18 protein-coding genes are annotated in these 18158 nt (G+C 61.5%); 15 read left to right on the top strand and 3 right to left on the bottom strand.

From position 1 onward, the window contains the following. The first annotated feature begins 181 nt into the window (after positions 1 to 181). From AC1RMX_RS03610 to AC1RMX_RS03585, 6 genes are all read left to right on the top strand, one after another. Complete coding sequence (locus AC1RMX_RS03610) at positions 182 to 928, top strand: gluconate 2-dehydrogenase subunit 3 family protein (protein WP_096822446.1); 747 nt, start codon at positions 182 to 184, stop codon at positions 926 to 928. Between the two features lie 2 nt (positions 929 to 930). Further along, positions 931 to 2715, top strand: a complete 1785-nt coding sequence (locus AC1RMX_RS03605; protein ID WP_096822445.1) for a GMC family oxidoreductase — start codon at positions 931 to 933, stop codon at positions 2713 to 2715. A gap of 12 nt (positions 2716 to 2727) precedes the next feature. Beyond that, positions 2728 to 4029 (top strand): c-type cytochrome, encoded by a 1302-nt coding sequence (locus AC1RMX_RS03600; RefSeq protein ID WP_493070448.1) that lies wholly within the window; start codon positions 2728 to 2730, stop codon positions 4027 to 4029. Between the two features lie 74 nt (positions 4030 to 4103). Continuing rightward, a complete protein-coding gene (locus tag AC1RMX_RS03595; RefSeq protein WP_096822443.1) occupies positions 4104 to 5162 on the top strand; it encodes a PA0069 family radical SAM protein in 1059 nt (352 codons plus the stop codon). Positions 5163 to 5400: 238 nt separating this feature from the next. Further along, positions 5401 to 6132, top strand: a complete 732-nt coding sequence (locus tag AC1RMX_RS03590; protein ID WP_096822442.1) for a carbonic anhydrase — start codon at positions 5401 to 5403, stop codon at positions 6130 to 6132. Positions 6133 to 6222: 90 nt separating this feature from the next. Beyond that, positions 6223 to 7749, top strand: coding sequence for a SulP family inorganic anion transporter (locus tag AC1RMX_RS03585; RefSeq protein WP_192559410.1), 1527 nt, complete (start codon positions 6223 to 6225; stop codon positions 7747 to 7749). Positions 7750 to 7800: 51 nt separating this feature from the next. Here the strand turns inward: AC1RMX_RS03585 and AC1RMX_RS03580 are convergent, their stop codons facing one another. After that, positions 7801 to 8433, bottom strand: a complete 633-nt coding sequence (locus AC1RMX_RS03580; protein WP_096822440.1) for a hypothetical protein — start codon at positions 8431 to 8433, stop codon at positions 7801 to 7803. 369 nt (positions 8434 to 8802) lie between these two features. Between AC1RMX_RS03580 and coxB the strand changes: the two genes are divergently transcribed. The 4 genes from coxB to AC1RMX_RS03560 all read left to right on the top strand — a co-directional run bounded on the left by coxB (position 8803) and on the right by AC1RMX_RS03560 (position 13091). Further along, positions 8803 to 9930 (top strand): cytochrome c oxidase subunit II, encoded by a 1128-nt coding sequence (gene coxB / locus AC1RMX_RS03575; protein ID WP_102621154.1) that lies wholly within the window; start codon positions 8803 to 8805, stop codon positions 9928 to 9930. Between the two features lie 82 nt (positions 9931 to 10012). Beyond that, positions 10013 to 11599: a cytochrome c oxidase subunit I gene (gene ctaD, locus AC1RMX_RS03570; protein WP_102621155.1), complete on the top strand. Its 1587-nt coding sequence runs from the start codon at positions 10013 to 10015 to the stop codon at positions 11597 to 11599. A 27-nt stretch (positions 11600 to 11626) separates the two neighbouring features. Then, positions 11627 to 12178 carry a cytochrome c oxidase assembly protein gene (locus tag AC1RMX_RS03565; protein ID WP_085733843.1) on the top strand — a complete coding sequence of 184 codons (552 nt, stop codon included), beginning with the start codon at positions 11627 to 11629 and terminating at the stop codon, positions 12176 to 12178. Positions 12179 to 12203: 25 nt separating this feature from the next. Continuing rightward, positions 12204 to 13091: a cytochrome c oxidase subunit 3 gene (locus AC1RMX_RS03560; RefSeq protein WP_085733844.1), complete on the top strand. Its 888-nt coding sequence runs from the start codon at positions 12204 to 12206 to the stop codon at positions 13089 to 13091. 9 nt (positions 13092 to 13100) lie between these two features. Here the strand turns inward: AC1RMX_RS03560 and AC1RMX_RS03555 are convergent, their stop codons facing one another. Further along, a complete protein-coding gene (locus tag AC1RMX_RS03555; RefSeq protein WP_065260656.1) occupies positions 13101 to 13304 on the bottom strand; it encodes a twin transmembrane helix small protein in 204 nt (67 codons plus the stop codon). Positions 13305 to 13375: 71 nt separating this feature from the next. On the opposite strand from AC1RMX_RS03555, the gene AC1RMX_RS03550 reads away from it, so the two are divergent. From AC1RMX_RS03550 to AC1RMX_RS03530, 5 genes are read left to right on the top strand one after another with little or no spacing between them, the layout of a single operon-like run. Beyond that, positions 13376 to 14116: an SURF1 family protein gene (locus AC1RMX_RS03550; RefSeq protein ID WP_493070445.1), complete on the top strand. Its 741-nt coding sequence runs from the start codon at positions 13376 to 13378 to the stop codon at positions 14114 to 14116. Then, positions 14082 to 14675, top strand: coding sequence for a PA_0111/PP_0108 family redox-active disulfide protein (locus AC1RMX_RS03545; RefSeq protein WP_192559408.1), 594 nt, complete (start codon positions 14082 to 14084; stop codon positions 14673 to 14675). The genes AC1RMX_RS03550 and AC1RMX_RS03545 overlap by 35 nt, the downstream gene beginning before the upstream one ends. A gap of 10 nt (positions 14676 to 14685) precedes the next feature. Next, positions 14686 to 15765 (top strand): COX15/CtaA family protein, encoded by a 1080-nt coding sequence (locus tag AC1RMX_RS03540; protein ID WP_192559407.1) that lies wholly within the window; start codon positions 14686 to 14688, stop codon positions 15763 to 15765. Next, entirely contained in the window at positions 15753 to 16652 is a 900-nt protein-coding gene (gene cyoE / locus AC1RMX_RS03535) for a heme o synthase (protein ID WP_493070442.1), read from the top strand. The genes AC1RMX_RS03540 and cyoE overlap by 13 nt, the downstream gene beginning before the upstream one ends. Further along, positions 16649 to 17284 (top strand): SCO family protein, encoded by a 636-nt coding sequence (locus AC1RMX_RS03530; RefSeq protein WP_085733848.1) that lies wholly within the window; start codon positions 16649 to 16651, stop codon positions 17282 to 17284. The genes cyoE and AC1RMX_RS03530 overlap by 4 nt, the downstream gene beginning before the upstream one ends. A gap of 61 nt (positions 17285 to 17345) precedes the next feature. Here the strand turns inward: AC1RMX_RS03530 and AC1RMX_RS03525 are convergent, their stop codons facing one another. Further along, the gene (locus AC1RMX_RS03525; protein WP_096822433.1) at positions 17346 to 18119 is read right to left on the bottom strand and encodes a MetQ/NlpA family ABC transporter substrate-binding protein; all 774 of its coding nucleotides are present in this window, start codon (positions 18117 to 18119) and stop codon (positions 17346 to 17348) included. Positions 18120 to 18158 lie beyond the last annotated feature (39 nt).

Raw genomic sequence — 18158 nt, 5'->3', positions numbered from 1 at the left:
AATCCGGGCTTTTTTTCGGCTGAATCGATTCATCCGGTTGGTTAGGCTGCTACCATTTGTCACATCATGTTGCAGACGCGTCCCCCTTTTCCGGGTCATTTCCGGCCACGTCGCAACCGACCACTCAAAAGCCGTCCCCAGAAGCGGCTGATAACCATCAATGCCTGATGAGGTGCACCCCATGTCTGATCAAGATCGAGACAACCCGCGGCGTGAGTTTTTGCGCAAATCCCTGACCCTGATCCCGGTGGTCACCCTCGCCGGCACCGGACTCGGTAGCAGCGTGCTGCAAGCCGCCCCGGAAAGCGCACCGGCTGCGGCACCGGCAAAACCGGCCGGCGCTGACGCGGGCGTCTATCAACCGAACTACTTCACCGCCGAAGAGTGGGCGTTCATCAATGCCGCCGTTGCGCAATTGATCCCCAATGATGCCCAGGGCCCTGGCGCTCTCGAGGCTGGCGTGCCGGAATACATCGACCGCCAGATGAACACGCCGTACGCCGCCGGTGCCCTCTGGTACATGCAAGGCCCGTTCAATGCCGACGCTGCGCCCGAGATGGGCTGGCAGAGCAAACTGGTGCCAAAAGAGATCTATCGCCTCGGCATCGCCGCCACGGATCAGTGGGCAAAATCCCTCAATGGCAAAACATTTGCCGAGCAAGACAGCGCTACCCGAGACGATCTGCTCAAGCAGCTGGAAGCCGGAAAACCGCAATTCGACAGCGTTCCAGCGAAGATTTTCTTCAGTCTGCTGCTGCAAAACACCAAGGAAGGGTTCTTCTGCGACCCGATCCACGGTGGCAATAAAGGCATGGTCGGCTGGACCATGATCGGCTTCCCCGGCGCCCGCGCCGATTTCATGGATTGGGTGGAACGCAACGAGCAATACCCCTTCCCGGCAGTTTCGATTCGCGGCGAGAGGGCGTGAGCATGGCAACGGTAATGAAGAAGGTCGATGCAGTGATCGTCGGTTTCGGCTGGACAGGCGCAATCATGGCCAAGGAGCTGACCGAAGCCGGTCTCAACGTGCTGGCGCTGGAACGCGGGCCGATGCAGGACACCTACCCTGACGGCAACTATCCCCAGGTGATCGACGAACTCACCTACAGCGTGCGGAAAAAACTCTTCCAGGACATCTCCAAAGAGACCGTCACCATCCGTCACAGCGTCAACGACATCGCCCTGCCGAACCGCCAGTTGGGCGCGTTTCTGCCGGGCAATGGCGTGGGCGGCGCCGGGCTGCACTGGTCGGGCGTGCACTTTCGTGTCGACCCGATCGAGCTGCGCATGCGCAGCCACTACGAAGAGCGTTACGGCAAAAGCTTCATCCCCAAGGACATGACCATCCAGGACTTCGGCGTCAGCTATGAAGAACTGGAACCGTTCTTCGATTTCGCCGAAAAAGTCTTCGGCACCTCCGGCCAAGCCTGGACCGTGAAAGGCCAACTGGTCGGCCAGGGCAAGGGCGGCAACCCATACGCGCCGGATCGTTCGAACCCGTTTCCGCTGGAAGCGCAGAAGAACACGGTTTCCGCACAACTGTTCGGCAAAGCGGCCACAGAGGTCGGTTACAAACCCTACAACCTGCCTTCCGCAAATACTTCGGGGCCGTACACCAACCCTTACGGTGCGCAGATGGGCCCGTGCAACTTCTGCGGCTTCTGCAGCGGCTACGTTTGCTACATGTATTCCAAGGCGTCGCCGAACGTGAATATTCTGCCGGCGCTGAAACCGCTGCCGAATTTCGAACTGCGGCCCAACGCCCACGTCCTGCGGGTCAACCTCGACAGCACGAAAACCAAAGCCACCGGCGTCACCTACATCGACGGTCAGGGTCGCGAGATCGAGCAACCGGCGGATCTGGTGATCCTCGGCGCGTTCCAGTTGCACAACGTACGGCTGATGCTGCTCTCCGGCATCGGCAAACCGTACGATCCGGTCAGCGGCGAAGGCGTGGTCGGACGTAACTTCGCCTACCAGAACATGGCGACCATCAAGGCGTTCTTCGACAAGGACACCCACACCAACAACTTCATCGGCGCCGGCGGCAACGGCGTGGCGCTGGACGACTTCAACGCCGACAACTTCGACCACGGGCCACACGGTTTCGTCGGTGGCTCGCCAATGTGGGTCAACCAGGCCGGCAGCCGTCCGATTGCCGGCACCTCCAACCCACCAGGCACCCCGGCCTGGGGCAGCGACTGGAAACGCGCGACCGCCGATTACTACACCCACCAGGTGTCGATGGACGCTCACGGCGCGCATCAGTCCTACCGTGGCAACTACCTCGATCTGGACCCGGTGTACCGCGATGCCTACGGCCTGCCGCTGCTGCGGATGACCTTCGACTGGCAGGAAAACGACATCAAGATGAACCGCTTCATGGTCGAAAAAATGGGCAAGGTCGCGCAAGCCATGGGCCCGAAAGCCATTGCAGTGCTTGGCAAGAAAGTCGGTGAGCACTTCAACACTGCGTCCTACCAGACCACCCACCTCAACGGTGGCGCGATCATGGGCACCGATCCGAAGACCAGCGCGCTGAACCGCTACTTGCAGAGCTGGGACGTGCACAACGTGTTCGTCCCGGGTGCGTCGGCGTTCCCGCAAGGCCTGGGTTACAACCCGACCGGGCTGGTCGCCGCGCTGACCTACTGGTCGGCGAAAGCGATCCGCGAGCAATACCTGAAAAACCCCGGCCCGCTGGTTCAGGCTTAAGGAGCGATGACCATGAAGACTCTCGTTATCGCGACCCTGGCACTGCTCGGCAGCGCTTCCCTTTACGGCGCCGAAGTTGATCAATCCTTGATCAAAAAAGGTGAATACCTCGCCCGTGCCGGTGACTGCGTGGCTTGCCATACGGCCAAGGACGGCAAGCCGTTCGCCGGTGGCCTGCCGATGGAAACCCCGATCGGCACGATCTACTCGACCAACATCACCCCGGACAACACCGGGCTGGGCGGCTACAGCTTCGAGGAGTTCGACCAGGCTGTGCGTCATGGCGTCGCCAAAAATGGCAGTACCTTGTACCCGGCGATGCCGTATCCGTCCTACGCCCGTGTCAGCCAGGATGATATGCAGGCGCTCTACGCCTACTTCATGCACGGCGTTGCACCGGTGGCGCAGGAGAACAAGGCCAGCGACATCCCATGGCCATTGAGCATGCGCTGGCCGCTGATGGGCTGGCGCTGGCTGTTCGCGCCGAAGATCGAGGACTACAAACCCGCGTCGGACGATGCCGTCGTCAGCCGTGGGGCGTATCTGGTGGAAGGCCTCGGACATTGCGGTGCCTGCCATACGCCACGGGCCCTGACCATGCAGGAAAAATCCCTGAGCGCGGCCGAAGGCAGCAGTTTTCTGTCAGGCAGCGCGCCGCTGGAAGGCTGGATCGCCAAGAGCCTGCGCGGCGACCACAAGGACGGCCTCGGCAGCTGGAGCGAAGAGCAACTGGTGCAGTTCCTCAAGACCGGTCGCAGCGATCGCAGTGCGGTGTTCGGCGGCATGAGCGACGTGGTCACCCACAGCATGCAGTACATGACCGACGCCGACCTGACCGCGATCGCCCGTTACCTGAAATCGCTGCCGGCCAATGATCCTGCCGACCAGCCACATCAGTACGACGAGAAAGCCGCCAAGGCCTTGTGGAATGGGGATGACAGTCAGCGTGGCGCGTCGGTGTACATCGACAACTGCGCGGCGTGCCACCGCACCGATGGCCACGGCTACACCCGGGTGTTCCCGGCGCTGGCGGGCAACCCGGTGTTGCAATCGGAAGACCCGACGTCGCTGATCCACATCGTGCTCAAGGGCGGCACGCTGCCTGCGACGCACACCACGCCGTCGACCTTCACCATGCCCGGCTTCGCCTGGCGTCTGTCGGATCAGGAAGTGGCGGATGTGGTGAGCTTCATCCGAGGCAGTTGGGGCAACAAGGGCGCGCCGGTCAAAGCAGCTGATGTTGCGGAGTTACGCAAGGAAGACTTGAAGCACACCTCGACCGATGACCTCGGCCAGGTGACACAGCACAACTGACCGTTCGCCCAACGGCACTAGTCAGATCGACAGCGCCTCGATACTGTATATGCACACAGTATCGAGGCGCTGCCATGTCTACCCCTCTTCCCCCGCGCGGTCGCGGCACCGCCACCAATCCGCACAACCGCTTCGCGCCCAGTCGTTCGGTGGCCGAGGACGATGGCTGGTATCAGGAAGTGCCACTGACCCAGGGCACCGAAGTCAGTTTCGAGACGGCGAAAACCATCATCACCCGCAACACCTCACCGGACTTGCCCTTCGACCGCTCGATCAATCCCTATCGCGGTTGCGAGCATGGCTGCATTTATTGCTACGCGCGGCCGAGCCACGCCTATTGGGACATGTCGCCGGGGCTGGATTTCGAAACGAAGCTGATCGCCAAGACCAACGCCGCCCAGGTGCTGGAAGAGCAGCTGGGGAAAAAAGGCTACCAATGCGCGCCGATCAATCTGGGCTCCAACACCGACCCGTATCAACCGATCGAACGCGAACACAGAATCACCCGTCAGACCCTCGAAGTATTACTGCGCTACCGGCACCCGGTGACCATCGTCACCAAGGGTTCTCTGATCCTGCGTGACCTCGATCTGCTCACCGAACTGGCGCAGCAACGGCTGGTGGCGGTGATGATCAGCCTCACCACCCTGGACGATGAGCTCAAACGCATTCTCGAACCCCGGGCCGCCGCGCCCAAGGCCCGGTTGCGGGCGATCCGGGTGATGCGCGAAGCGGGTATCCCGGTCGGTGTGCTGTGCTCGCCGATGATTCCGATGATCAACGACAGCGAAATCGAAAGCCTGCTGACCGAAGCCCACGCCGCCGGAGCCCAGAGCGCCGCTTACATGATGCTGCGCCTGCCGCTGGAAGTGGCGCCGCTGTTCGAGGAATGGCTTGAAGCGCACTACCCGCAGCGTGCGGCGCATGTGTTGAGCCTGATCCGCCAGAGTCGTGGCGGCGAGCTGTACGACAGCCGTTTTGGCGCACGAATGCGCGGTGAAGGGCCGTTCGCCGACCTGCTCGCGCAACGCTTCGCCAAGGTGTTGAAACGCCTGGGACTCAATCACCGCGAAGGTTTCAATCTGGATTGCACAGCCTTTTGTCCGCCGGGTCGCCAGATGGCGCTGATTTAGGGACAATTGGCCTATGGTTGAGTGGAGGGAATTGCTTGCCCGGTTACGCTGGTCACGTTTTTTGTGACCTGGAACACACGTTCTAGAGCGCTTGATTCAGTTTGAGTTAAGTTTCGGCGGTTACCTTGTTCATCGAGTGACTGACGGGTCGGGATGACCCGGATGTTTTTAAACAGCCACTGGCTTCATACCGGAATACACGGGAACGACTCCCCGAATCCGCCAAAGAGGATGAATCATGAGTGACAAGGATAAACAGCCGTTGGCTGCGTCGGCGCAAGCCGTCCCTGGGGCGGAATCCGCCGATGCAGCGCTGCGACATATCGTTGACGGCTTTTTGCATTTTCATCATGAGGTCTTTCCGCAACAGGAAGAACTCTTCAAGAAACTCGCCACGGCCCAGTCGCCACGGGCGATGTTCATCACTTGCGCCGACTCGCGCATCGTTCCTGAACTGATCACCCAGAGTTCCCCCGGCGATCTGTTCGTGACCCGTAACGTCGGCAACGTCGTTCCACCCTACGGCCAGATGAACGGTGGCGTTTCCACCGCCATCGAATACGCGGTACTGGCGCTCGGCGTGCAACACATCATCATTTGCGGCCACTCCGATTGCGGCGCCATGCGCGCAGTGCTCAATCCGGACAGCCTGGAAAAGATGCCGACGGTCAAAGCCTGGCTGCGCCACGCCGAAGTCGCGAAAACCATGGTGCATGACAACTGCAACTGCACCGACGAAAAAGAAAGCATGCCGATCCTCACCGAGGAAAACGTCATCGCCCAACTGCAGCACTTGCGTACCCATCCTTCGGTAGCCTCGCGCATGGCGAACGGTCATCTGTTCATCCATGGCTGGGTCTACAACATCGAAACCAGCGAAATCAAAGCTTACGACGCGGATCAGGGACGCTTCCTGCCGCTCGATGGCAGCCATCCGATTCCGGTGGCGACGCCCAAAGCGCGCTTCTAAATCCTCCTAAAAATCCGTGTGGTCTGACGCCGGTCGCTGTTTCAGCGGCCAGGCTTCGCCACGCCTGAAGAAAACTTCGGGAGAGTCATCATGCGTGCGGCTCAATTGAAAGCTGTGTTGCCACGGGAGCTGCTGGCTTCGGTGGTGGTGTTTCTGGTCGCCCTGCCACTGTGCATGGGCATTGCGATTGCTTCGGGGCTGCCGCCGGCCAAAGGTTTGATCACCGGGATCATCGGTGGACTGGTGGTGGGTTGGCTGGCGGGTTCGCCGTTGCAGGTCAGCGGGCCGGCAGCGGGTCTGGCGGTGCTGGTGTTCGAGCTGGTGCGCCAGCACGGGATCGAGATGCTCGGGCCGATCCTGTTGTTGGCGGGATTGCTGCAACTGGTGGCCGGGCGCCTGAAGCTCGGTTGCTGGTTTCGGGTCACGGCGCCAGCGGTGGTCTACGGGATGCTCGCCGGGATCGGCGTGCTGATCGTGCTCTCACAAGTGCATGTGATGCTGGATGCCGCACCGAAACCCTCTGGCCTGGACAACCTGACGGCATTCCCCGGCGCAGTGGCCCAGGCCTTGCCGTCGTTTGGCTGGCAGGCCGGATTGCTCGGGCTGTCGACCATCGCCGTGATGTGGCTGTGGGAGAAATGCCGTCCGCATTCACTGCGTTTCATTCCCGGCGCGCTGCTCGGTGTAGGGCTGGCGACAGGCGCCAGTCTGTTGCTGGCGCTGCAAGTGAAGCGGGTTGAAGTACCGGCGAACCTGGCAGAAGCCATCGACTGGCTGAAACCGGCGGATCTGCTGAGCCTGGCCGATCCGACCCTGCTGATTGCCGCGTTTGCCGTGGCCTTCATCGCCAGCGCCGAAACCCTGCTGTCCGCCGCCGCGGTGGATCGCATGCACAGCGGCCCGCGCTCGGACTTCGACCGAGAACTGTCGGCGCAAGGGGTCGGCAACATGCTCTGCGGGCTGGTCGGCGCACTGCCGATGACCGGGGTGATCGTGCGCAGCTCGGCCAACGTCCAGGCCGGCGCCACCACGCGCTACTCGACGATTTTCCATGGCCTGTGGCTGCTGGCCTTCGTGTTGTTGCTGTCGAGTGTGCTGCAAAGCATTCCGGTGGCGAGCCTGGCCGGGGTGCTGGTCTACACCGGTTTCAAACTGGTGGACCTGAAGGCGTTCCGTGGTCTGGGCCGTTACGGCCGGATGCCGATGTTCACCTACGCCGCCACGGCGCTGGCGATCATCTTCACCGACCTGTTGACCGGCGTGCTGATCGGTTTCGGCCTGACCCTGGTGAAACTGGCGTTCAAGGCTTCAAGGCTGAAGATCAGCCTGATCGATCTGCCGCAGGACGGGGAAATGGAGTTGCGTCTGGTGGGCGCGGCAACGTTTCTCAAGGTGCCTGCGCTGACTCAGGTGCTGGGCAGCATTCCTGCGGGCACGACGGTGCACGTGCCGCTCAACAACCTGAGCTACATCGACCATTCGTGTCTGGAATTGCTGGAAGAGTGGGGCCGGGCCAATGCGGCCAAGGGTTCGAAGCTGTTGATCGAGTCGCGGGGATTGAAGCGACGGCTTGAAGGACGAATCCGTACCACCACCGGGATCGGTGCGGCAGGCTGAAAACATTTGGGGGAACAGAGCAATCTGTTCCCCCAATCGTTTGCGCAGAGATCAAGCCGCAGGCTGATCCAGTTCCAGGCCCACGCCCAGACGGCGACTCATGCACGGCCAGCGTTTCCACGCCGCACCGGTGTCCGGGCTGCTGAGTTTCTCGCGGTAGGCTTCCACCGACTCCAGCGCAAAGCTGTCGTCGTCGAGCATGCTGTCCACCGCGTGATGCACCACTTCATCAAGTTGATTGGCAAATTCCTCACCGAGCAACTGGTGAGCAATCAGATTGGCGACCGTCATGTCCAAGGGGATCAGTGGCTGGCCGAAATGCTTGATGTACAGGTCGTTGACCTCTTCGACAAAACGGTGCGCCAGGTAGGCTTCGTCCAGCAGACTGTCCAGGCCGACCGGCGGCTGGAGAAAGTACTGTTCGGCGATTTTCAGCACCGGTTTGATCTGTGACTCGATTCCCGCTTCCCTGGCGACTTCATTGGCTGCATCCAGCAGGTCTGGCACTTCATCGATGTAGGCGGCGACAAAACGCGTCAGCACGCCATTGGCGTCGGTTTCCGGCAACTGGATCGCCGGGTGCAGGTGTTGCAGTTGGGCTTCCAGCTGACGGGTCAGCTTTCCGGTTTCAATCTCGTGTTGTCGGGCTATGTGGATCTGCTCGCGCAATGCGGCGGTGTTCATGAAAACTCCAGGAAACAAGGCAATGAAATAGGGAAGACATAACTTAGCTGGCTTACGAAAAATGCTAAGACGCATTTGTCATAATTATTTCATCCTTGATACACCTGCGTTATATCGGTTTGCCACCACTCGTCTGCATCCTTCTCCATTCGTGCCCCGGAACGCAAGTGCCAGCTGTTTCACTCGATTGACGTCCGCGCATTGCATTTTTCAGCCGCTGTCTATACTCGCCATTGAATGGAGTTAGCTGATGACGCCCGACTGCACCCGCAGCAAGGCCCGGCGATTCAAGTTCGTAGTCTGATGCAGCCGCTCCCTTGCCGCAGGCGAAAGCCGGCGGGATAACAAGAACGATAAGGGGAACCCGCAATGATGCGACATCCACACGTCTGGATGGGCCTCCTGTTGTGGTCGATTTTCAGCCCGGTGCACGCTGCCTGGACTGTGAATATGGCGCCTGGAGCGACTGAAATCAGTCACGCAGTATTCGACCTGCACATGACCATTTTCTGGATCTGTGTGGTGATCGGGATCATCGTCTTCGGCGCCATGTTCTGGTCGATGATGGTGCACCGCCGTTCTACCGGGCAGGTCGCCGCAAAATTCCACGAAAGCACCACCGTCGAGATTCTCTGGACCGTCGTCCCGCTGCTGATCCTGGTGGCGATGGCGGTTCCGGCAACCGCCACTCTGATCCGCATGTACGACACCAGTGAGCCGGATATCGATATCCAGATCACCGGCTATCAGTGGAAGTGGCACTACAAATACCTGGGCCAGGACGTCGAGTTCTTCAGCAACCTGGCCACCCCCGCCGAACAGATTCACAACAAGGAAGCCAAGGGCGAGCATTACCTGCTCGAGGTCGACAAGCCGCTGGTGCTGCCGACCGGGGCCAAGGTGCGTTTCCTCGTCACCTCTGCCGACGTGATCCACTCCTGGTGGGTGCCGGCCTTCGCGGTCAAGCGCGATGCGATCCCCGGGTTCGTCAATGAAGCCTGGACGCGCATCGACAAGCCCGGCCTCTACCGTGGCCAGTGCGCCGAGCTGTGCGGCAAGGATCACGGCTTCATGCCGATCGTGGTCGAGGTCAAAGAGAAAGCGGACTACGAAAAATGGCTCGCCGATCGCAAGGCCGAGGCTGCGCAGCTCAAAGAGCTGACGAGCAAGGAATGGACCCTCGACGAGCTCAAGGAGCGCGGCGACAAGATCTACCACACCACCTGCGTAGCCTGTCACCAGGCCGAAGGCCAGGGCCTGCCGCCGATGTTCCCGGCGCTCAAGGGCTCGCCGATTGCCACCGGGCCGAAAGCCGATCACCTGCACCGCGTGTACTTCGGCAAACCGGGCACTGCCATGGCGGCGTTCGGCAAGCAACTCTCGGAAGTCGATATCGCAGCGGTCGTGACCTACGAACGTAACGCCTGGGGCAACAACAAGGGCGACATGGTCACGCCAAAAGAAGTGCTGGAGCTGAAACAGGCGGAAAGCAAATGAGCCGGTCTATTGCGTACTTCGTGAACCGGCCGGGGCAAGGCGCCCCGGCCTGCCAAGTCCACTCACTTGAAGGAGACCGGCCATGAGCGCTGTCATCGATGACCACGGTCATGCCGACCACGCCCACGGCCCCGCCAAAGGCCTGATGCGCTGGGTGCTGACCACCAACCACAAGGACATCGGCACGTTGTACCTGTGGTTCGCGTTCTGCATGTTCCTGCTCGGCGGCTCGTTCGCCATGGTGATCCGTGCCGAGCTGTTCCAGCCCGGTCTGCAGATCGTCGAACCGGCGTTCTTCAACCAGATGACCACCATGCACGGGCTGGTGATGGTGTTCGGTGCGGTGATGCCGGCGTTCGTCGGCCTCGCCAACTGGATGATCCCGTTGATGATCGGCGCACCGGACATGGCGCTGCCACGGATGAACAACTTCAGCTTCTGGCTGCTGCCGGCGGCCTTCCTGCTGCTGGTCTCGACCCTGTTCACCGCCGGCGGCGGGCCGAACTTCGGCTGGACCTTCTACGCGCCGCTGTCCACGACTTATGCGCCGGAAAGCGTGACCTACTTCATCTTCGCCATCCACTTGATGGGGATCAGTTCGATCATGGGCGCGATCAACGTGATCGCCACCATCCTCAACCTGCGCGCCCCCGGCATGACGCTGATGAAAATGCCGCTGTTCGTCTGGACCTGGCTGATCACCGCGTTCCTGCTGATCGCGGTGATGCCGGTACTGGCCGGGTGCGTGACGATGATGCTGATGGACATCCACTTCGGCACCAGTTTCTTCAGTGCCGCCGGTGGCGGTGACCCGGTGCTGTTCCAGCACGTGTTCTGGTTCTTCGGCCACCCCGAGGTGTACATCATGATCCTGCCGGCCTTCGGCGCCGTCAGCCAGATCATCCCGACCTTCTCGCGCAAGCCGCTGTTCGGCTACACCTCGATGGTCTACGCCACGGCGAGCATCGCGTTCCTGTCGTTCATCGTCTGGGCGCACCACATGTTCGTGGTAGGCATTCCGCTGGTGGGCGAGCTGTTCTTCATGTACGCGACGATGCTCATCGCAGTGCCGACCGGGGTGAAGGTGTTCAACTGGGCCAGCACCATGTGGCAAGGCTCGCTGACCTTCGAGACGCCGATGCTGTTTGCCGTGGCGTTCGTGATCCTGTTCTCCATCGGCGGTTTCTCCGGGCTGATGCTGGCCATCGCCCCGGCGGATTTCCAGTACCAGGACACCTACTTCGTGGTGGCGCACTTCCATTACGTGCTGGTGCCGGGAGCGATCTTCGGGATCTTCGCCTCGGCCTATTACTGGCTGCCGAAGTGGACCGGCCACATGTACGACGAGACCCTGGGCAAGCTGCACTTCTGGCTGTCCTTCGTCGGCATGAACATGACCTTCTTCCCGATGCACTTCGTGGGACTGGCGGGGATGCCACGGCGGATTCCGGACTACAACCTGCAGTTCGCCGACTTCAACATGGTCTCGTCGATCGGCGCGTTCATGTTCGGCGCCACGCAGATTTTCTTCCTGTTCATCGTGATCAAGACCATCCGTGGTGGCGAGCCGGCACCGGCCAAACCGTGGGATGGCGCCGAAGGCCTGGAGTGGAGCGTGCCGTCGCCGGCGCCGTATCACACCTTCACCACGCCGCCGGAAGTGAAATGAAACCCCTAGCCCTTGAGGGCCGCCGCCATGGCTGACTCGATATCGCTGAAGAAACTGGTGACCCGACTGCTCGGCGTGGTGGTGGCGATGTTTGTCTTCGGTTTTGCCCTGGTGCCGATCTACGACGTGATGTGCAAGGCGTTCGGCATCAATGGCAAGACCGCCGGGCAGTACGAAGGCGAGCAGGTTGTGGACAAGTCCCGGCAGGTGCGGGTGCAGTTCCTGTCGACCAACAATGTCGACATGCCTTGGGATTTCTATCCCAAGCATGACGAACTGACGGCCAACCCCGGCGCGGTCAACGAGATGATTTTCATCGCGCGCAATCCCACCGACAAACCGATGAGCGCCCAGGCCGTACCGAGCATCGCCCCGAGCGAAGCGGCGGCGTATTTCCACAAGACCGAATGTTTTTGCTTTACCCAGCAGGTGCTGCAGCCCGGTCAGCAGATCGAGATGCCGGTGCGTTTCATCGTTGACCGCGACATGCCCAAGGACGTGAAGCACCTGACGCTGTCCTACACGCTGTTCGATATCACCGCCCGACATCCTCCGGTGGCTGCAAACACTGGCGGTTAAGCGTGCCCGATAAGGAGAACAATAAATGGCAACTCATGAGCACTATTACGTCCCGGCCCAGAGCAAATGGCCGATCGTCGCGACCATCGGCATGGTCACCACGGTGTACGGCCTGGCGACCTGGTTCAACGATCTGAAGGCAGCGCGCCCGGAATCCCACGGCCCGCTGATCTTTTTCGTCGGTGGCCTGTTGCTGGCGTACATGCTGTTCGGCTGGTTCGGCACAGTGATCAAGGAAAGCCGGGCGGGGTTGTACAGCCCGCAGCTGGACCGCTCGTTCCGCTGGGGTATGAGCTGGTTCATCTTCTCCGAGGTGATGTTCTTCATCGCCTTCTTCGGCGCGCTGTTCTATGTGCGGCACATTTCCGGTCCGGCGCTGGGCGGCGAAGGCACCAAAGGCATCGCCCACATGCTCTGGCCGAACTTCCAGTTCACCTGGCCGCTGCTGCACACACCCGACCCGAAACTGTTCCCGCCGCCCAAGGAAGTCATCAGCCCGTGGGGCCTGCCGCTGATCAACACCATCCTGCTGGTGAGCTCCAGCGTGACCATCACCATCGCTCACCATGCCTTGAAGAAAGGTCATCGCGGGGCTCTGAAACTGTGGCTGTTGATCACCGTGCTGCTGGGTTGCGGCTTCCTCGCCTTGCAGGCCGAGGAGTACATGCACGCCTATCACGAACTGGGCCTGACCCTCGGTTCCGGCATCTACGGCGCGACGTTCTTCATGCTCACCGGGTTCCACGGCGCCCACGTGACCATCGGCACGATCATTCTGTTCGTGATGCTGATGCGGATCATGCGCGGCCACTTCGACAACGAGCACCAGTTCGGCTTCGAAGCGGCGAGCTGGTACTGGCACTTCGTCGATGTGGTGTGGATCGGCTTGTTCATCTTCGTTTACGTGCTCTGAAGGACAGAGCTACCAAGGCGCGTGCGACACCAGTTGGCCGCTGTAGAAACCCCAGGCAATCAAGCCGACGGTGCAAGCGGCCAATGCCACCCGAACACTCAAGGCGATGACCAGGCGATTCGAGCTGCTGTCGTCCTTGACCAGGAAAAACAGGCCGCTGAACAGGCTGATCACCGTGGCAATCAGCATCAGGACGATAGCTGCTTTGAGCATGGGAAGACTCCGGGGGTACAGGCGATGCAATCAAGTATAGCGGTCGCATTCACTGCTTTTCTGGCGCGGCCATGAAGCGCTTTCGGCCGGGCGTCGTGCCGACGCTGGTGGTCGCCTTGCTGCTGCCGCTGCTGATTTCGCTGGGCTTCTGGCAGCTGGGCCGGGGTGCGGAGAAAACCGCCCTGCTCGCCAGCTACGCCGAACGCCGCGCCGCCGAACCGATGGCCAGCACCGAGCTCGTGCACAGCACCGATCCGGCCTTTCGCCGGGTGCATCTGCACGGCCAGTTCGATGCCGCCCACAGCCTGCTGCTGGACAACCGTCAACGTGACGGCAAGGTCGGCGTCGAGCTGCTGCAACCGTTTCAGGATCAGCGCACCGGCCTGTGGCTGCTGGTCAATCGTGGCTGGCTGCCGTGGCCGGACCGGCGCGTTACCCCGCAATTCAAGACACCGGCCGATGCCGTGAATGTCGACGCCTGGGTGTATGTCGCCCCCGGCGCGACCTTCCAGTTGCACGCCGACCCGGTCAGCAGCACCTGGCCGCAAACCGTCACCGCCGTCGAACCCGCCAAATGGTGGAAAACCCTCGAGCGCGACGGCTTCGCCTATGAATTACGCGCAGAACCCGGCCCCGCCAGCTATCAGGCCGACTGGCCGGTGGTTGCCATGGGCCCGGAAAAACACCTCGGTTACGCCGTGCAGTGGTTCGCCATGGCCACCGCCCTGTTCGGTCTTTACCTCTATCTCGGCTGGCACAACGCAAAGGAGAAACACCATGGGAGCGGCCATGAATCCACCCAGCATGTCTGAAGCAAAAGCCCCGGCCAGTCGCCGCCGCGGCCGCATTCAACTGCTGCTGATCCTGCTCGGCGTGATCGGCCCGATGATCCTCGCCACCGGCATGTACAAGCTGCAATTCTGGGTGCCGGACGGTCGCAGCTATCACGGCGAACTGATCGGCAACGGCCAGAGCCGTGCCGACCTCGGCGTAGCGGCTGACGAAGAACGCTGGCAGATGCTGGTAACCGCGCCGAAGGACTGCGCGGTGGACTGCCAGCAACTGGTGTACCTGGCGCGGCAGATCCAGATCGGCCTCGGCCGCGATGCCGGTCGCGCCAGCCATGCACTCGCTGCCGCGCAACCGCTGACGGCCGACTACGAAGCCAAGCTGAGCCGCGAATATCCACAGCTGCAACGTTACCCACTGGATAGCGCCGCGTTCAGCAAAGCCACCGGCGACAAAACCACGCCACAGCTGTGGATCATCGATCCCCACGGCAATCTCGTGCTGCGCTACGACCCGAGCGTCAAGGGCAAGGATCTGCTCAACGACCTGCGCCACTTGCTGAAACTGTCGAACATCGGATAAGGGCATCGTCATGGCCAAACCTGGATTTCGCCTCGCGCTGTTTGCCACCCTGCTCGCACTGATCGTGGTGCTGCTCGGCGCCTACACCCGCCTGACTCACGCCGGACTCGGCTGCCCGGACTGGCCCGGCTGCTACGGGTTTATCAGCGTGCCGAAAAGCGAAGCCCAACTGGCCCATGCCGAACTGCATTACCCCGACTCGCCCGTGGAGGCGCACAAAGGCTGGAACGAGATGATCCACCGTTACTTCGCCGGCACCCTCGGCATGTTGATCTCGATTCTGGCCGGTCGCGCGTGGGTTAACCGCCGTCATCCGGGGCAACCGTTGAAACTGCCACTGTTTCTGCTGGCGGTGGTGTTCGCCCAGGCCGCGTTCGGCATGTGGACGGTGACGCTCAAGCTCTGGCCGCAAGTGGTGACCGGGCATTTGCTTGGAGGCTTCGCGACCTTGAGCCTGCTGTTTCTGCTGACATTGAGACTGTCCGGCGTGCTGCCGGCGCTGACCGTGCCCAAGCGTCTGCAATATTGGGCCACCGCCGGGCTGCTATTGGTAATAGGTCAGATCGCCCTCGGCGGCTGGGTCAGTTCCAACTATGCGGCGGTGGCCTGCATCGACTTCCCGACCTGCCACGGCCAATGGCTGCCGCCGGCGGACTTCGCCAACGGCTTTCACCTGACCCAACACATCGGCCCCAATTACCTCGGCGGGCAACTCGACAGCGATGCGCGCACGGCAATTCACCTGACCCACCGCATCGGCGCCCTGCTGGTGACGATTGTCCTGCTCGGTCTGGCGTGGCAACTGAAAGTCGTGGGCATGACGCGGCTGGCCGGGCTGGTGCTGATCGCCCTCGGCGTGCAGATCACCCTCGGCATCAGCAACGTGCTGTTTCACCTGCCGCTGCCGGTGGCCGTGGCGCACAACGCCGGCGGCGCAGCACTGCTGCTGACCATGGTGCTGGTCAACTATCACGCGCGAACCAGTCTGGTTCGGGTCAAGCAACCGATGCTTGCGCGCTGGCACCTGAGCCCGCGTAAACAGTCGGCGGCGCCCATCACGATAAAAGGAGAGACGCCATGGCGATTCTGATCGGCGAACGTCCCGCGCAGGCGTTGTGGCGAGATTACCTGGAGCTGACCAAACCGAAAGTCGTGGTGCTGATGCTGATCACCTCGCTGGTCGGCATGTTCCTCGCGACCCGCGCCGGCGTGCCGTGGACGGTGCTGGTGTTCGGCAACCTGGGGATCGCGCTGTGTGCCGGTGGTGCGGCGGTGGTCAATCACGTGGTGGACCGGCGCATCGACGCCGTCATGGCGCGCACCCACAAACGGCCGCTGGCCGAGGGCCGGGTCTCGCCCACGGCAGCGCTGACCTTTGCACTGGTGCTGGCGCTGCTCGGCCAGGCCTTGCTGCTGACCTTCACCAATCCGCTGACCGCGTGGCTGACCCTGGCCTCGCTGCTCGGCTACGCGGTGATCTACACCGGATTCCTCAAACGCGCGACGCCGCAGAACATCGTCATCGGCGGCCTCGCCGGCGCCGCACCGCCGCTGCTTGGCTGGACCGCCGCCACCGGCCACGTCAGCGCCGAACCGTTGCTGCTGGTGTTGATCATCTTCGCCTGGACCCCGCCGCACTTCTGGGCGCTGGCGATCCACCGCAAAGAGGAATACGCCAAGGCCGACATTCCGATGCTGCCGGTCACCCACGGCGAGCACTACACCAAGGTGCACATTCTGCTGTACACCTTCGCCCTGCTGGCGGTCAGCCTGTTGCCGTATGTGATCCACATGAGCGGCGCGCTGTACCTGATCTGCGCCCTCGGCCTGGGTGCAAGGTTTCTGCAATGGGCCGTGGTGCTGTACCGTGGCACTCGGCCGCACGCGGCGATCAACACCTTCAAGTACTCTATCTGGTACTTGTTTCTGCTGTTCATCGCCCTGCTCGTAGACCACTACTTACTGTTGAACCTATGACTCGAACCCAGAAAACCGTCTTCATCCTCGTGGCCGTGATCGCGCTGATCCTCGGCCTGACCGTCAACAAAGTGCTGAGCGGCAAGGGCCAGGGCGACCCGACTGCGCTGATCGACGCCGGCATCATCCTGCTGCCGCAAAGCCGCAACCTGCCGGACGTGACGATGACCAATCAGGACGGCCAACCGGTCACGGTCAACGAGCTCAAGGGCAAGTGGAGCCTGCTGTTCTTCGGCTACACCTTCTGCCCGGACATCTGCCCGACCACCCTCGCCCAGCTGCGCCAGATCAAGAGCGAACTGCCGAAGGACGCTGTGGACAAGTTGCAGATCGTGCTGGTCAGCGTCGACCCGAACCGCGACAACCCTGCGCAGCTGAAGCAGTACCTGGGGTACTTCGATCCTCAGTTCATCGGCCTGACGCCGAAGTCGATCGAGGAGCTGCAAAAGGTGGCGAACGCAGTGAGCATTCCTTTCATTCCGGCGGACACCAGCAAGCCGAACTACACCGTTGATCACAGCGGAAACCTTGCGGTGATCGGGCCGGACGGGACACAGCGTGGGTTTATTCGTGCGCCGTTGAATAATGCCAAGCTGGTTGCGCAGTTGCCGGTGATGTTGAACCGCAAGTAAACGCTGAACGCACAAAAAAGGGGACGCCACTGGCGTCCCCTTTTCATTGCAGCTATCTGAATCAGAACGCCGGCAACACCGCGCCTTTGTACTTCTCGGTAATGAATTTCTTCACTTCCGGGCTGTGCAACGCAGCGGCCAGTTTCTTCATGGCGTCGCTGTCCTTGTTGTCCGCACGGGACACCAGAATGTTCACGTAAGGCGAGTCGTTGCCTTCGATGATCAGCGCGTCCTTGGACGGATCCAGCTTGGCTTCGAGCGCGTAGTTGGTGTTGATCAGCGCCAGGTCGACCTGAGTCAGCACGCGCGGGATGGTCGCGGCTTCCAGTTCACGGATTTTCAGGTCTTTCGGGTTCTGGGCGATGTCCTTGACGGTCGACAGGATGTTGGTCGGATCCTTCAGGGTGATCACGCCAGCCTTGGCCAGCAGCAACAGCGCACGGCCGCCGTTGGTGGCGTCGTTCGGGATCACCACGTTGGCGCCGCTTGGCAGCTCGTCGAGCTTCTTGATCTTGCTGGAGTAAGCGCCCAGCGGCTCCAGGTGCACGCCGGTCACGGCGACCAGGCTGGTGCCCTTGGCCTTGTTGAACTCATCGAGGTACGGCTGGTGCTGGAAGAAGTTGGCGTCCAGACGCTTCTCGGCCACCTGCACGTTCGGCTGGATGTAATCGGTGAAGACCTTGACCTTCAGATCCACGCCTTCTTTGGCCAGAACCGGCTTCACGAATTCGAGGATTTCCGCGTGCGGCACCGGGGTGGCGGCAACGGTCAGGGTTTCGTCGGCGTGAGCCGAGAACGCTGCAACGGCAGCCAGGGCAACGATCAGTTTTTTCATTCAGCTAACTCCTTTTTACGGCGCCCGTCTGGCGCCTGC

The organism is Pseudomonas sp. GW822-FHT03F04 (genome assembly GCF_058801405.1).
Note: the sequence above shows the minus strand (reverse complement) of the source record. Positions and strands in the feature narration are given on the sequence as shown.

What these genes read in the sequence shown, in the direction of transcription:
- AC1RMX_RS03610 (WP_096822446.1), top strand. Translation starts at nt 182, where the DNA reads ATGTCTGATCAAGATCGAGACAACCCGCGGCGTGAGTTTTTGCGCAAA.
- AC1RMX_RS03605 (WP_096822445.1), top strand. Translation starts at nt 931, where the DNA reads ATGGCAACGGTAATGAAGAAGGTCGATGCAGTGATCGTCGGTTTCGGC.
- AC1RMX_RS03600 (WP_493070448.1), top strand. Translation starts at nt 2,728, where the DNA reads ATGAAGACTCTCGTTATCGCGACCCTGGCACTGCTCGGCAGCGCTTCC.
- AC1RMX_RS03595 (WP_096822443.1), top strand. Translation starts at nt 4,104, where the DNA reads ATGTCTACCCCTCTTCCCCCGCGCGGTCGCGGCACCGCCACCAATCCG.
- AC1RMX_RS03590 (WP_096822442.1), top strand. Translation starts at nt 5,401, where the DNA reads ATGAGTGACAAGGATAAACAGCCGTTGGCTGCGTCGGCGCAAGCCGTC.
- AC1RMX_RS03585 (WP_192559410.1), top strand. Translation starts at nt 6,223, where the DNA reads ATGCGTGCGGCTCAATTGAAAGCTGTGTTGCCACGGGAGCTGCTGGCT.
- AC1RMX_RS03580 (WP_096822440.1), bottom strand. Translation starts at nt 8,433, where the DNA reads ATGAACACCGCCGCATTGCGCGAGCAGATCCACATAGCCCGACAACAC.
- coxB (WP_102621154.1), top strand. Translation starts at nt 8,803, where the DNA reads ATGATGCGACATCCACACGTCTGGATGGGCCTCCTGTTGTGGTCGATT.
- ctaD (WP_102621155.1), top strand. Translation starts at nt 10,013, where the DNA reads ATGAGCGCTGTCATCGATGACCACGGTCATGCCGACCACGCCCACGGC.
- AC1RMX_RS03565 (WP_085733843.1), top strand. Translation starts at nt 11,627, where the DNA reads ATGGCTGACTCGATATCGCTGAAGAAACTGGTGACCCGACTGCTCGGC.
- AC1RMX_RS03560 (WP_085733844.1), top strand. Translation starts at nt 12,204, where the DNA reads ATGGCAACTCATGAGCACTATTACGTCCCGGCCCAGAGCAAATGGCCG.
- AC1RMX_RS03555 (WP_065260656.1), bottom strand. Translation starts at nt 13,304, where the DNA reads ATGCTCAAAGCAGCTATCGTCCTGATGCTGATTGCCACGGTGATCAGC.
- AC1RMX_RS03550 (WP_493070445.1), top strand. Translation starts at nt 13,376, where the DNA reads ATGAAGCGCTTTCGGCCGGGCGTCGTGCCGACGCTGGTGGTCGCCTTG.
- AC1RMX_RS03545 (WP_192559408.1), top strand. Translation starts at nt 14,082, where the DNA reads ATGGGAGCGGCCATGAATCCACCCAGCATGTCTGAAGCAAAAGCCCCG.
- AC1RMX_RS03540 (WP_192559407.1), top strand. Translation starts at nt 14,686, where the DNA reads ATGGCCAAACCTGGATTTCGCCTCGCGCTGTTTGCCACCCTGCTCGCA.
- cyoE (WP_493070442.1), top strand. Translation starts at nt 15,753, where the DNA reads ATGGCGATTCTGATCGGCGAACGTCCCGCGCAGGCGTTGTGGCGAGAT.
- AC1RMX_RS03530 (WP_085733848.1), top strand. Translation starts at nt 16,649, where the DNA reads ATGACTCGAACCCAGAAAACCGTCTTCATCCTCGTGGCCGTGATCGCG.
- AC1RMX_RS03525 (WP_096822433.1), bottom strand. Translation starts at nt 18,119, where the DNA reads ATGAAAAAACTGATCGTTGCCCTGGCTGCCGTTGCAGCGTTCTCGGCT.